At 68.4% G+C, this 13108-nt stretch carries 9 protein-coding genes and 2 pseudogenes; 6 read left to right on the top strand and 5 right to left on the bottom strand.

The genetic code is table 11. The annotated features are described in order from the left end of the window. Window positions 1–5: 5 nt before the first annotated feature. The 4 genes from ACZ5VQ_RS15390 to ACZ5VQ_RS15405 all read left to right on the top strand — a co-directional run bounded on the left by ACZ5VQ_RS15390 (window position 6) and on the right by ACZ5VQ_RS15405 (window position 4718). On the top strand, window positions 6–1343 hold the full coding sequence (locus tag ACZ5VQ_RS15390) for a pectate lyase family protein (RefSeq protein ID WP_469105288.1): 1338 nt from the start codon (window positions 6–8) through the stop codon (window positions 1341–1343). Between the two features lie 2 nt (window positions 1344–1345). Then, window positions 1346–2470 (top strand): pectinesterase family protein, encoded by a 1125-nt coding sequence (locus tag ACZ5VQ_RS15395; protein ID WP_469105289.1) that lies wholly within the window; start codon window positions 1346–1348, stop codon window positions 2468–2470. 1 nt (window position 2471) lies between these two features. Next, entirely contained in the window at window positions 2472–3506 is a 1035-nt protein-coding gene (locus ACZ5VQ_RS15400; protein WP_469105290.1) for a pectinesterase family protein, read from the top strand. Window positions 3507–3605: 99 nt separating this feature from the next. Continuing rightward, a complete protein-coding gene (locus ACZ5VQ_RS15405) occupies window positions 3606–4718 on the top strand; it encodes a right-handed parallel beta-helix repeat-containing protein (RefSeq protein ID WP_469105291.1) in 1113 nt (370 codons plus the stop codon). Between the two features lie 43 nt (window positions 4719–4761). Here ACZ5VQ_RS15405 and ACZ5VQ_RS15410 read toward each other — a convergent pair whose 3' ends face one another. Beyond that, on the bottom strand, window positions 4762–6993 hold the full coding sequence (locus ACZ5VQ_RS15410; protein ID WP_469105292.1) for a glycoside hydrolase family 43 protein: 2232 nt from the start codon (window positions 6991–6993) through the stop codon (window positions 4762–4764). Window positions 6994–7238: 245 nt separating this feature from the next. On the opposite strand from ACZ5VQ_RS15410, the pseudogene ACZ5VQ_RS15415 reads away from it, so the two are divergent. Next, window positions 7239–8078 (top strand): annotated as a pseudogene (locus ACZ5VQ_RS15415) (right-handed parallel beta-helix repeat-containing protein); the annotation flags it as partial. A gap of 32 nt (window positions 8079–8110) precedes the next feature. Here ACZ5VQ_RS15415 and ACZ5VQ_RS15420 read toward each other — a convergent pair. The 3 genes and pseudogenes from ACZ5VQ_RS15420 to ACZ5VQ_RS15430 form a co-directional block, all read right to left on the bottom strand. Next, window positions 8111–8290: pseudogene (locus ACZ5VQ_RS15420) on the bottom strand (polysaccharide lyase family protein); the annotation flags it as partial. 110 nt (window positions 8291–8400) lie between these two features. Further along, window positions 8401–9243 carry a hypothetical protein gene (locus ACZ5VQ_RS15425; protein ID WP_469105293.1) on the bottom strand — a complete coding sequence of 281 codons (843 nt, stop codon included), beginning with the start codon at window positions 9241–9243 and terminating at the stop codon, window positions 8401–8403. Then, on the bottom strand, window positions 9240–9806 hold the full coding sequence (locus ACZ5VQ_RS15430; protein ID WP_469105294.1) for a SigE family RNA polymerase sigma factor: 567 nt from the start codon (window positions 9804–9806) through the stop codon (window positions 9240–9242). The genes ACZ5VQ_RS15425 and ACZ5VQ_RS15430 overlap by 4 nt, the downstream gene beginning before the upstream one ends. A gap of 271 nt (window positions 9807–10077) precedes the next feature. Between ACZ5VQ_RS15430 and ACZ5VQ_RS15435 the strand changes: the two genes are divergently transcribed. Beyond that, window positions 10078–11529, top strand: coding sequence for an NCS2 family permease (locus ACZ5VQ_RS15435; RefSeq protein WP_469105295.1), 1452 nt, complete (start codon window positions 10078–10080; stop codon window positions 11527–11529). Window positions 11530–11637: 108 nt separating this feature from the next. Here the strand turns inward: ACZ5VQ_RS15435 and ACZ5VQ_RS15440 are convergent, their stop codons facing one another. Then, window positions 11638–13089, bottom strand: a complete 1452-nt coding sequence (locus ACZ5VQ_RS15440) for a peptidoglycan D,D-transpeptidase FtsI family protein (RefSeq protein ID WP_469105296.1) — start codon at window positions 13087–13089, stop codon at window positions 11638–11640. Window positions 13090–13108: the final 19 nt, after the last annotated feature.

Raw genomic sequence — 13108 nt, forward strand, 5'->3', positions numbered from 1 at the left:
CACTCATGCGTAACCCTATGTGGCATGCCCATGTCATGACATCCTTTGCTGGATGCACCGCGCTCGTTCTCGGTGTCACCGGGACCGTCGCCCATGCCCAGGCCGCCCCGGTCACCCAAGCCGCCCAGGGGCGTGACCTCGGGCGGGAGACCCTCGCCGTCGGTGACGGCTGGGGGTCCGAGGGGGCCGGCACCACGGGTGGTGCCGCTGCCACCGCCGAGCACGTCTACACCGTCACCAACTGGGCCGAGTTCAAGGCCGCGTTGAAGGCCGGTGGGGACGCGCCGAAGATCATCAAGGTCAAGGGAGTCATCGATCCGGTGGCCGAGGGGTGTGCTTCCTTCGCGGCGCCGGGGTACGACTTCGACGCGTATCTGGAGAAGTACTCGCCGGAGAACTGGGGGCTGGACAAGGACCTCTCCGGAGAGCCCGCCGACAGCCCGGAGGGCCTGCGGGCCGCCTCCGCCGCCAACCAGGACAAGGCGATCAAGGCGAACGTGCCCGCCAATACCACCATCGTCGGGGTCGGCAAGAACGCCGGGATCAGAGGCGGCAGCCTGCAGATCAAGGGCGTCGACAACGTCATCCTGCGCAACCTCACCATCGAGGCCCCGCTGGACTGCTTCCCGCAGTGGGACCCGACCGACACCGACACCGGGGCCTGGAACTCCGAGTACGACGCGGTCGTCGTCTACGGCTCCACCCATGTGTGGGTCGACCACAACACCCTGACCGACGGCCGCTACCCCGACAGCACCCTGCCGACGTACTACGGCCAGACCTACCAGCAGCACGACGGTCTGCTCGACGTCGTACGCGGCGCCAACTATGTGACGGTGTCCTGGAATTCGGTCGAGGACCACGACAAGACCATGCTCATCGGCAACAGCGACAGCGCCGGGTCGACCGACACCGGCAAGCTCAAGGTCACGCTCCACCACAACCGCTTCGAGGGCATCGTGGAGCGTGCGCCGCGCGTCCGATTCGGGCAGGTCGACGCGTACAACAACCACTTCGTCGTGGCGAAGGGGCAGTCGTACGGATACACCTTCGGCATCGGTGCCTCCTCGCAGCTGTACGCCTCGGACAACGCGTTCTCGCTGCCCGCCGGCGTCAGCGCCGCCAAGACCCTCAAGAAGTGGAACGAGGCTCCGCTCACCGCCGAGAACAACTACGTCAACGGGAAGTTGACCGATCTCATCGCCGTCCACAACGCGGAGATCCCGGGGGAGACCCTCCAGTCGGGGGCCGGGTGGACCCCGACCCTGCGTACGAAGGTCGACCCGCCGCGGGCCGTGCCGGGCATCGTCGGCGGCCGCGCCGGTGCCGGAAAGGTCTGCTGACCATGACCCTTCCCGCACCGGTCAGCAGACGGTCGTTCGTCGCGGCGAGCGTGGGGGCCGCGCTCGCACTGGGGCTCTCCTCACAGGCACAGACACAGGCCCACGCGCGTGGGCGCGCCCCCTTAGGGCGGTACGGCTCGCCGTCCGCCCGGTTGAACGAGCGCACTCTGTACGTCCACCCCGGCGGCCTCGGCGACCACACCACCGTCCAGGCCGCCGTGAACGCCGCGACCGGCAGTGGGTTCACGCTCGTCATCGCCCCGGGCACGTATCGGGAGACGGTCTCCGTGAGCGTCGCCCGTACGGAGATGACCTGGATCGGGGCCTCGGGCGAGGCGCGGGACGTCGTGGTCGTGTACGACAACGCGGCCGGTACTCCGAAGCCCGGCGGAGGAACGTACGGTACGACCGGGTCGGCGACCACCCTCGTGCAGGGCGACGGGTTCACCGCGCGGGACCTCACCTTCGCCAACGACTGGCTGCGCGCCGACCACCCCGGGATCAGCGGCACCCAGGCCGTCGCCATCAAGGTGCAGGGCGACCGGTCGGCGTTCCTGGGCTGCCGGTTCCTGGGCCACCAGGACACGCTGTACGCCGACTCGATGGCGCTCGGCACCTTCGCCCGGCAGTACTACCGGGACTGTTACGTCGAGGGTGACGTGGACTTCGTGTTCGGGCGGGCCACCGCCGTCTACGAGAACTGTCACTTCCGGACGCTGATCAGGAATGACCTGACCGGTGCCCCGTACGGGTTCGTCTTCGCGCCCTCCACCGCGGGCGCCAACCCGCACGGCTACCTGGTGACCGGCGGGCGGATCTCCAGTGAGGCGCCGGACTCCTACTACAAGCTGGCCCGCCCGTGGGTGCCCAGCTCGGACACCACCGCGCGGCCCATGCTCACCGTGCGCGGGACGCGTCTCGGTGCCGGGATCGACGCGGTCGCGCCCTACACCAACATGTCGTCGGGCTTCCCGTGGCAGGACCAGCGGTTCGCCGAGTACCGGAACACGGGACCGGGCGCCGTGGTCTTCGTACCGGAGAACCGGCCCCAGCTCACCTCCGCCGAGGCCCGGTCGCACACCCAGGAGGCCTACCTCGGCGACTGGACACCCTGGAAGGGGTGCTGACATGCGCCGGCGCACACTGCTCACCGGGATCGCCGGTGGCCTGGTGGCCGTCGGCACGACCCCCGCCTTCGCGGAGGCCCGGCGCCGCGTCCTGCACGTCCGCCCCGGCGGCTCCGTCCAGGACGCGGTGGACGCCGTGGACGGGGAGGGCTGGACGATCGTCGTGCATCCGGGCACGTATCGCGAGGTCGTCAACATCCCTGCCGAGAAAGGGGAGTTGACGCTTCGCGGTGCGTCCCGCGATCCGCGGGCCGCCGTGGTCGTCTTCGACAACGCCAACGGCACCCCCAAGCCCGGCGGCGGCACCTACGGCACCGCCGGCTCCGCCACCCTCACCTCGGCGGCGCCCGGCCTGACCGTCCGGGACCTCACCCTGGCCAACGACTGGCTGCGCGCCGACCACCCCGACATCACGGGCACACAGGCCGTGGCGGCGTACGTCACCGGGGACCGATCACGCTTCGAACGGGTGCGGTTCCTCGGCCACCAGGACACGCTGTTCGCGGACACCACCGCGCTCGACGCGTTCGACCGGCAGTACTACCGGGACTGCTATGTCGAGGGTGATGTGGACTTCGTGTTCGGGCGGGCGCGGGCGGTCTTCGAGCGGTGTCATTTCCACACCCTCGACCGGGACGTCACGTTCAGACCCGAGGGCATGGTCTTCGCCCCGGCCACGGCCCGCGCGAATCCGTACGGCTTCCTCGCCGAGCGGTGCCGGATCACCTCGGGTGCCGAGGACGCCGCGTACAAGATCGCCCGGCCGTGGGTGCCCTCGTACGAGACCACCGCCTGGCCTTCGCTCGTCGTGCGGGAGACCTGGCTGGGGGCCGGTATCGACGCGGTGGAGCCCTACACCAACATGCGCGAGGCGTATCCGTGGCAGAGCATGCGCTTCCGCGAGTACGCCAACTCCGGTTCTGGCGCGGTGATTTCGGTGCCGGAGAACCGGCCGCAGCTCACGGACACGGAGGCCGCGTCGCACACCCGGGAGGCGTATCTCGGGGACTGGAGGCCTTCTGAGTGCCAGTCCTGAGCAGCCCCCCGCCCCAGCAGGACGAGGTTCCCGCATGGCTGAACTCCGTCCTGTGACCTGCAGTCTCCCCACACCACTCGACGAAAGGTCCCCACACCCATGTCCCGTCGAACCGCTCTGTCCTTGTGCGCGGCTCTCGCCCTCGGTGCCGGACTCGCCGTGATCCCCACCCAGGCCCAGGCCGCCACCGTGGTCGTCAGCAACTCCACCGACCTGTCCAACGCCATCAAGAACGCCACCGCGGGCACCACCATCCAGGTGCGCGCCGGTACCTACTACCCGACGGCCACCCTCCAGTCGACCGCCAACGGCACCTCGTCCAGCCGGATTCACCTCCAGCCGTACGGCTCCGAGACGGTGAAGATCGACGGCTCGAACCTTCCCGACGGGGACTGGATCTTCAAGCTGACCGCCGACTACTGGACGGTCTCGGGGATCACCTTCCAGAACTCCCCGGACAGCGCGGTCGTCTGCCAGTCCTGCGCCTCGACCGTCTGGGACAACATCAAGACGATCAACGGCGGCGACTCCGGCTTCACGCTCACCGGGGACAGCACCACCAACAACACCGTCCGGAACATCGACAGTTACGGCCACTACGACGCCGCCACCCACGGTGAGAACGCGGACGGCATCGCCATCAAGTTCGGCTCGGGCAGCGGCAACCTCGTCACCGGCGCCCGCCTCTACAACAACTCGGACGACGGCCTGGACTTCTGGTCGTTCTCGTCGCCGGTCACCGTCGAGCACACCTGGGCCATGGGCAACGGCAGGAACCGCTGGTCGGACTCGGCGTTCGCGGGCGACGGCAACGGCTACAAGCTGGGCGGCGACGGCGAGGTCGTTGCCCATGTCGTCAACAACTCGGCGGCCTGGGACAACGCGGGCAACGGCTTCACGGAGAACAGCAACAAGGGCGCCATCGTCATCAACCGCACGACCGCCTACGCCAACGCCAAGTGGGGCTACTACTTCGCCACCGGCGCCGCCAGGCTCGGCAAGAACCTGGCGGTCGGCAACAGCGGCGGCTCGGTGAGCAAGAGCTCCTCGGTCGTTTCGTCCGGCAACAACTGGGACTCGGGCATCTCCACGCCCGCCTTCCGGTCCACCAGCGCGACGACCACGTACAACGCCCGCCAGTCGAACGGCGCGCTGCCCGTGACCACGTTCCTGACCACGGGCAGCACCACCATCGGCGCGACGATGGACTGAGACAGAATGGACTGAGACGGAATGGCCCGAGACCGAGCCGGGGCTAGTGCCGTACCGGCCTGATCGACTCAAGGGTCGGCACCACCGGCAGAATCGTGCCGTCGGCCGCGAACCTCATGCGGTCGACGGTCGTCTCCCGGTGCGTGCCGTCCCCGCCCGCCAGACCCGGCCCGTTCAGGCCGAACCGGTGGTAGACCATGTACCAGTCGTCCGTGCCGGGCGCGTTGACCACCGAGTGGTGGCCCGTGGCGAGGATGCCGTACTCCGGCCGCTTGGAGAGGATCGTGCCCTGCTTGGTCCACGGGCCGAGAGGGGACGGGCCGGTGGCGTAGGCGACGTGGTAGTTCTCGCTGCGGGTGTCGTCCTCGGACCACATGAAGTAGTACGTGCCCTTGCGCTTGACCACGAAGGAGCCCTCCCGGAAGTTGTCCGGGGTGATGTCCTGGATCTTCGACGCGTCGAACGACACCATGTCGTCGTTGAGCGGGACGACGTAACCGTGGCCGTTGCCCCAGTAGAGGTACGACGTCCCGTCGTCGTCCGTGAAGACCGCCGGGTCGATCATCTGGCCCTGCAGCGAACCGCCCTTCGCCACCAGGGGTTTGCCGAGGGCGTCCTTGAAGGGTCCTGCGGGGGAGTCGGCCACCGCCACGCCGATCTGCTGCTCGGCGCAGAAGTAGAAGTAGTACTTGCCGTCGCGCTCGGCGATCGCGGGCGCCCAGGCGTTCTTGTCCGCCCACGACACATCAGGACCCAGGTCGAGGATCTCGCCGTGGTCCTTCCAGTGGACCAGGTCCTTGGACGAGAACGCCTTGAACTTCGTACCACTCCAGCCCGGGAAGCCGTCCGTCGTCGGGTAGATCCAGTAGCGGCCGTCCAGGTACTGGATGTCGGGGTCCGCGTACAGGCCGGGCAGGACGGGGCTGCGGGTGGGCACGGCCTCGACGGTCCAGGTGCGGGTCGTGCCGTCGGCCGAAGCCACCTCGTACTTCTGCGGCTTGCGGAAGTCGCGGCGCGTGCCGGACGCCGGGCTCACCGTGGCACCCTCAGCGAGCCAGAGCTTCGGGGCGAGCCGCGCGAGGTTCTCGCCCGGCTTCATCGGCAGCACGACCTTGGAGGCTGCCTCGGTGACGATCGCGTACCCCTTCTGGTCCTTCACCGTCGCGTCCATGACCGAGGCGCCGCCGGCCGGATAGGCGGCGAGCAGCCGGTCGTACTCCGCCTGCGTGACCGGCATGACCGTGCCGTGCCGCGGGCTCGCGGGCAGCTGGTAGTTCTCCGACATCGTCCACCGGCCCGAGTCGAGGTCGGTGGTCTCGAACGGCACGTAACCGCGGCCGCCGTACTCGTCGATGAACAGGTACCACTTCTCCTCGGTGTTGGACTTGAAGACCGTCGGGCCCTCACCGCGGTCGATCGAGCCGCTGCCGATGCAGTCCGACACGAAGTCGTACGAGGTGTCCGTGAGCGTCGTCGACTTCTCCGCGGTGATGAACTTCGAGCAGGGGCTGGAGGAGGTGGGGTCCCGCTCGTCCTTCGTGTAGCGGTAGTAAGTGCCCTTGTTCTTCACGACCGTTGAGTCGATCACCGAGTGGCCGGGGTCGTCCCAGACCTTCGGCGCGCTGAAGGTGCGGAAGTCCTTCGTCGTCGCGTACATCATCTTGTTGTACGTCGAGCCGGTGTGGTCCGGGTCGTCGTCGGCGTACAGCTTGGACGCCCAGAAGACGACGAACTCGCCGAGCTTGTCGTCCCAATAGGCCTCCGGCGCCCAGGTGTTGCCCGCGCTGTCCGGGGAGACCTTCACCAGGCGCTGGTCGGTCCAGTGGACCAGGTCGGTGGACTCCCAGACCATGATGGACCTGCTGCCGTGGCGCTGGACGTCGTCCCAACTGCCGCTGGAGTTCTGGTACATGCGCAGATCGGTCGCGATCATGTAGAACTTGTCGCCCTTGGGGGAGCGGATCACGAACGGGTCGCGCAGGCCCTTCTCGCCGGTCGTGGACGTGAGGACCGGCTTGCCGCCGTTCAACTCCCGCCAGTGCAGCGGGTCGTCGCCCCGGCTGAGGGCGTAGCGGATCTGCTCGCCGTCCGCCGTGCCCTCCCCGGTGAAGTAGGCGAAGAGATAGCCGGCGTACTTCTGTTTGGTCACGTGAGGTGCTCCGGGCGCTTCGGGTGGGGCCTGGGGCTGGGCCGCCGGGCTCGGTGGGGCGGCGAGCAGGCCCAGGAGGAGGGCGAGGAGGGGGATCAGGAGCGTTCGCACGGTGCGGGGGCGCATGACACATCCTGTGGGGGTCTGGTGGATTCTGTTGGGATGGACTGCCCTCGGAGTGTCACCAGTGGCGCACGGGGCCGTCAATCGGTGGAAGCGGCCCCGGGGCGAGCGAAAGTTTCGATTCGTTTCGCGCGGACCCGGCAACCTTTTCCGGGCAGGCGGCGACCAGGGATCAGAGGCGGGGCCGAGAAACGAAAGCGGCCCCGGCCCCGCCTCTCTCCCCCGTTCCCCAGGAAAGGAACGCCCCCGTGCGTCTCGGCACCGGACGGCACCGCAGGACCGGCACCCTCTCCGTCGCCACGGCGGTGGTCGTCGCCTCGGGGGCGGGAGGCGTCTACCTCGGCCTCTCGCCCGACGGGGCGAGCGCCGCCGGCACGACGGTGACCGTGTCGACCGCGGCGCAGTTGGAGTCCGCCGTCAGGAACGCCACGGCCGGCACCACCATCCAGGTGCGCGGCGGCACGTACTACCCGACGGGGACTCTCAAGTCGGCTGCCAACGGCACGAGTTCGGCCCGGATCACGCTGCGGGCGTACGACGGCGAGAAGGTACGGATCGACGGGGCGAAGCTGGCCGCCGGATCCCCGCTCGCCGGGATCGACGGCGACCACTGGACCGTCCAGGACATCACCTGGCAGAACTCTCCGGGCCTCGGCTTCGTCGCCACCTCGTCCGTCGGCGGCGTCTTCAGGAACCTGGTCACCGCGGACAACGGCGACTCCGGATTCACGCTGCGCGGGGACGGTACGACGGACAACCTCGTGCAGAACCTGCGCAGTTACGGCAACTACGACGCCGCGGGGCACGGCCGGAACGCGGACGGTATCGGCGTGAAGTTCGGCTCCGGCACGGGCAACAGGATCGTCGGCGCCCGGCTCTACGACAACTCCGACGACGGCCTGGACCTCTGGCAGTTCTCCAGCCCCGTCACCGTCGAGCACTCGTCGGCGTACGGGAACGGGAAGAACCGGTGGAAGGACCGTGCCTTCGAGGGTGGCGGCCACGGGTTCGAACTCGGCGGAGGAGGTGCTTCGGTCGCTCACGTCCTCGACGGCAACGAGGCCCACGGCAACAGCTCCGCCGGGTTCCACGTCCCCGGGGTGTGAGACGGGCTCTGAGGTCAGGGCAGCAGGTCCAGACAGTCGAAGGACGTGCCCGGACTCAGGAACGCCGAGCCCGTCGAACCGCTGACCACGTTCAGCTTCAGGACGTTGTACTGACTGGTGTCCGACTTCCAGGCGGTCGCCGGGACGTTGTACGTGAACGTGTGGTTGTTGCCCCGGTAGGAGCCCGTGGTGATGACCGTGTCGGGGGTGTGGAGCTGCTGCCGCTGAAGTGCAACGAGTCCTGACTACAGGACTCGCTCCCGCTCAGTCTCCAGAAGCGGTTGCCGCCCGTCGGAACTTTTTCTCACGAGTCGCCGTCGTCGTCGGACGCGTCGCGCGCGAAGTCGCCCGCCACGCCCAGCTGTTCGTCCCCGGCCTGCGCGCCGACCGCGTACGTGTCGTCTCCGGCGTCGCGTCCGCCGCGGTCGTGGTCGTACTGGCCCGCGAACACCCACTCGCCCGGCCACACCGTGCGGCCCGACCTGAGCACCCAGGTGTAGACGAGGAAACCGTCCTTCTCGGCGACCGTCACCGTGAAGTCGTCCTCGGGCGCCGAGCGCCAGGCACCCGCGGAGGTGACCCCGCCGGTCTGCTTGACCTTCAACACGACGGTGAGCGCGGTGAGTTGCTTGCTCGTCCTCAGGGTCACATTGCTCTGCGCCCAGAACTCGTTGCTGTGCGGGTCGACCGAGCCGTCCGACCACAGCGGGCCGTCCTCGGTGTCCGCCTTCGCGGGCGGAGCGACCGGGGCGGTCCGAGTCGGCCTGGCCGTCGGGGAGTTCGGCGTGCTCGGCCTTTCCGGCGGGGGCGACGACTTGGCCGGGTCCGGCGGAATCGGGGCACGGCTCGTCGCCTCCGGCGACGGGTCGGGCGTGGGGGAGACCGCGACCGTCTGATCGGCCGCCTTGTCGTCCTTCACCGCGGACGCGACCGCGTAGCCGCCCACCGCGAGCACACCGGCGGCGGCAGCCGTGGCGCCGACGACACGGAACCAGCCGAGCGGGGACGACCGCGGGGAGGGGCGCCCGGCACTCTCCGCGCCGGCCATGCCGCGTTCGACACGGGCCAGGATGTGCGCGCGGTCGGGCTCATGCGCCTCGGCCGCGTCCCGCAGCGTGGCGCGCAGCTCCTCGTGCACGTCCTTCATCGTTCCCTCCCTTCGGCTCCGGTGGCACGCAGTACCGCCGCGTGCACCCGCCGCGGAGCCTCCTGGGACCCGAGCAACCGCTGCAGTTCCGCCATCCCCTTCGACGTCTGGCTCTTCACCGTACCGACCGAGATTCCGAGGGCGAGCGCGGTGTCCTTCTCCGAGAGGTCGAAAGCATGCCGCAGAACCACGCACGCCCGCTTGCGGAACGGCAGTCTGCGCAGGGCCTCCTGAACATCGACCATGCCCGGTATGTCGGGGTTCTCGGTCTTGTCCTCGCGCTGCGCCCAGAACAGCGTGATCCGTCTGCGCTCACGCACCGCACTGCGGATCCGGCTCCTGGCCATATTGGCGACCACACCACGCGCGTACGCCACCGGGTGGTCCGCCGCGCGCACCCGGTCCCAGCGGTGCCACAGCGCGAGCAGTGCGTCCGCCGCCAGATCGTCGGCCGCGTCCGACTCGCCCGTCAACAGGTGGGCCAGACGCGCCAGTTCGGCGTAGTGGCGCTCGAAGAAATCGTGGAACTCCACGGAGGCGGCGTCGTCGACGACAGTGCCCACGGGCGACCTCTCCCTGTCGGTTCCTGCGCGGTACGTCTGACGGCTCTCACGGGGTACGTGCGTATACGGCCCCTGCGTTGCGGGTGTGAAGGAACGGTGTCCTGTGGGGCGAGATCCGAGAGAGTATCAGGCGCTCGTACAGCGCTTCGAACATCGTATGGCGGGCCGAACTCGATTCCGTAACACGGGGAAAACCTGAAAACGGTTCAACGAGGGAACAATCCAGCCAGCATCCGCACTCTGAACACGCAGGTAACGAGGAGCATCCGCCATGTCCGAAACTCAGAAGGTGGGAGACCGGCCGAGCGCCGGACCACCCCCGGCGAACAGCGTCGACCGGTACTTCAAGATCTCCGCCAGGGGCTCCACCTTCGCCCGTGAAGTACGCGGCGGCTTCGCCACGTTCTTCACGATGGCCTACATCCTTGTCCTGAACCCCATCATCCTGGGCAGCGCCAAGGACAAGTTCGGTGACCAGCTCGACACCGTCCAGCTCGTCACCGCCACCGCACTGGTGGCTGCCGTCATGACGGTCATCATGGGCGTCGGCGGCAACCTGCCGCTCGCGCTCGCCGCCGGGCTCGGCCTCAACGCCGTCGTCGCCTTCCAGATCGCCCCGCTGATGAGCTGGGACGACGCGATGGGCCTGATCGTCCTTGAGGGCCTGCTGATCTGCGTCCTGGTGGTGACGGGCCTGCGGGAGGCCGTCATGCACGCGATACCGCAGCCGCTCAAGCAGGCGATCAGCGTCGGCATCGGCCTGTTCATCGCCTTCATCGGCTTCGTCGACGCCGGGTTCGTCACCCGCATACCCGACGTCGCGAACACCACGGTCCCGGTGCAGCTCGGCGGCACCGGCGCGCTCGCCGGCTGGCCGATCCTGGTCTTCTGTCTCGGCGTGCTGCTGACCATCGGGCTGCTCGCCCGCAAGGTCAAGGGCGCGATCCTGATCAGCATCGTGACCATGACGATCGTCGCGATCATCATCAACGAGATCGCGGACATCAAGAGCTGGGGCCTGACCACACCGAAGATCCCCGACGACATCGTGGCCTCGCCCGACTTCGGGCTGCTCGGCGACTTCAGCCTGTTCGGCGCCTTCGGTGAGGCGAGCGTGATCACCGTCGTGCTGCTGGTCTTCACGCTGATCCTGTCGGACTTCTTCGACACCATGGGCACGGTCGTCGGCATCAGCGCCGAGGCCGGACTCCTGGACGAGGAGGGCAAGGTCCCCAACCTCGGCCGCGTCCTGCTCATCGACGGCGCCGCGGCGGTCGCGGGCGGCGCGGCCTCCGCCTCCTCCTCGACCTCGTACATCGAGTCGGCGGCGGGCGTCGGCGAAGGTGCGCGCACGGGCTTCGCGAACCTGGTCACGGGCGGGCTCTTCGCCCTCGCCCTGTTCATGACCCCGCTGCTGACGATCGTCCCGCTCCAGGCGGCCGCCCCCGCCCTCGTCGCGGTCGGCTTCCTGATGATGACCCAGGTCAAGCACATCGACTGGGACCGGTACGAGATCGCCATCCCGGCGTTCCTGACGATCGCCGTGATGCCCTTCACCTACTCGATCACCAACGGCATCGGCGCGGGCTTCCTGGCCTACGTCCTGATCAAGACGGTCCTCGGCAAGGCGAAGGAGGTCCACTGGCTGCTGTGGGGAACGTCGGTGCTGTTCCTGATCTACTTCGCGATCGACCCGATCGAACAGGTTCTGGGCGTGAAGTAACGGTCACCGCCAAAGACTGCGCAGTTCCCCGCGCCCCCTTTCAGGGGCGCGGGGAACTGCGCAGTCTTTTAGGGGCGCGGCCCGCGGCCAACCGACCCACAGGAACCGTCAGTTCTGAAGCGCGGCCTGCATCATCGCCTTCGCAACCGGCGCGGCCAACCCGTTGCCGCTGACCTCCGAGCGCGCCGCATTCGACTGCTCCACCAACACGGCGACAGCCACTTCCTTGCCGCTGGAGTCGTCCTTCGCGTACGACGTGAACCACGCGTACGGCGTCTTGCTGTTGTTCTCACCGTGCTGCGCCGTACCGGTCTTGCCGCCCACCGTCGCCCCGGAGATCTGCGCGTTCGTGCCCGTGCCCTCATCGACGACCGTCTGCATCGCCGACTGCAGCTGCTCGGCCGTGGACGAGCTGACGATCTCCTTCGAGTCCGTCGAGTCGTCGTAGTTCTCCAGCACGTTGCCGTCCGAGTCACTGATCTGCGACACCATGTGCGGCGAGACCAGCTTCCCGCCGTTGGCGATGGCTGCCGACACCATGGCCATCTGCAACGGCGTCGCGGTCACGTCGAACTGGCCGATGCCCGTCAGCGCGGTGGACGAGGGGTCCATGTCCGACGGATACACGCTCTCGTACGCCCGCACGGGCACGTCCTGCGACGTGTCGTTGAAGCCGAACTTCTCGGCCATCGCCTTCAGCTTGTCCTGGCCCAGGTCGACGGCCATCTTCGCGAAGACGTTGTTGCACGAGTACTGCAGGGCGACACGGATCGTCGCGTTCTCACAGGGCGCGGACTTGCTCTCGTTCTCCAGGACCCTGGTCGTGCCCGGCAGCGTGTACGGGTTCTCGCTGTCGGTCTTCGTGTCCACCGAGGAGTACAGGCCGTCCTCCAGCGCGGCGGCCGCGACGACCAGTTTGAACGTCGAGCCAGGCGGCAGCGGCTGGCGCAGCGCCCGGTTCGTCATCGGCTTCTCCGGGTCCTTCGTCAGCTTCGTCCAGGCGTCGGAGTCGCCGGCGCTGATCACCGAGGGGTCGTACGACGGGGTGGACACGACGCCGAGGATCTTGCCCGTCTTCGGGTCGATCGCGACGGCGGCACCCTTCTTGTCGCCGAGCGCCTCGTACGCCGCCTTCTGCACGTCCGGGTCGATCGTGGTGACCACGTCACCCGGGTCGGCGCGCTTGCCGGTGACCGTGTCGAGGGGGTTCTTCAGGCGGTTGTCCGTGCCGTCGAGCAGGTCCTGGTAGATGCCCTCCAACTGCGTCGCCCCGAACACCTGCGAGCTGTAGCCCGTGACCGCCGAGTAAAGGCTGCCGTCGGTGTACGTGCGCTTGTACTTGAGGTCGCTGCCCTTCGTCTGCGCGGAACCGGTGATCGCGTCGCCGGCCACGATGATGTTCCCGAGCGGGTACGCGTACTGCTCGATCGCGTTCCGTCGGTTGTCCTTGCTGTCCGCGAGCGCCTGGCCTTCGTAGAACTGCACCCAGGTCGCCCGGACGAGGAGGGCGAGGACGAGCAGCAGGGTGAAGACGGAGGCGCGCCTGATCGTTTTGTTCATCCCATATGGACGACGACCA

The organism is Streptomyces sp. NPDC033178 (assembly GCF_055577685.1).

Bases quoted from the DNA above. Each gene is read 5' to 3' on its own strand.
- ACZ5VQ_RS15390 (WP_469105288.1), top strand. From the start codon at position 6: ATGCGTAACCCTATGTGGCATGCCCATGTCATGACATCCTTTGCTGGA.
- ACZ5VQ_RS15395 (WP_469105289.1), top strand. From the start codon at position 1,346: ATGACCCTTCCCGCACCGGTCAGCAGACGGTCGTTCGTCGCGGCGAGC.
- ACZ5VQ_RS15400 (WP_469105290.1), top strand. From the start codon at position 2,472: ATGCGCCGGCGCACACTGCTCACCGGGATCGCCGGTGGCCTGGTGGCC.
- ACZ5VQ_RS15405 (WP_469105291.1), top strand. From the start codon at position 3,606: ATGTCCCGTCGAACCGCTCTGTCCTTGTGCGCGGCTCTCGCCCTCGGT.
- ACZ5VQ_RS15410 (WP_469105292.1), bottom strand. From the start codon at position 6,993: ATGCGCCCCCGCACCGTGCGAACGCTCCTGATCCCCCTCCTCGCCCTC.
- ACZ5VQ_RS15425 (WP_469105293.1), bottom strand. From the start codon at position 9,243: ATGAAGGACGTGCACGAGGAGCTGCGCGCCACGCTGCGGGACGCGGCC.
- ACZ5VQ_RS15435 (WP_469105295.1), top strand. From the start codon at position 10,078: ATGTCCGAAACTCAGAAGGTGGGAGACCGGCCGAGCGCCGGACCACCC.
- ACZ5VQ_RS15440 (WP_469105296.1), bottom strand. From the start codon at position 13,089: ATGAACAAAACGATCAGGCGCGCCTCCGTCTTCACCCTGCTGCTCGTC.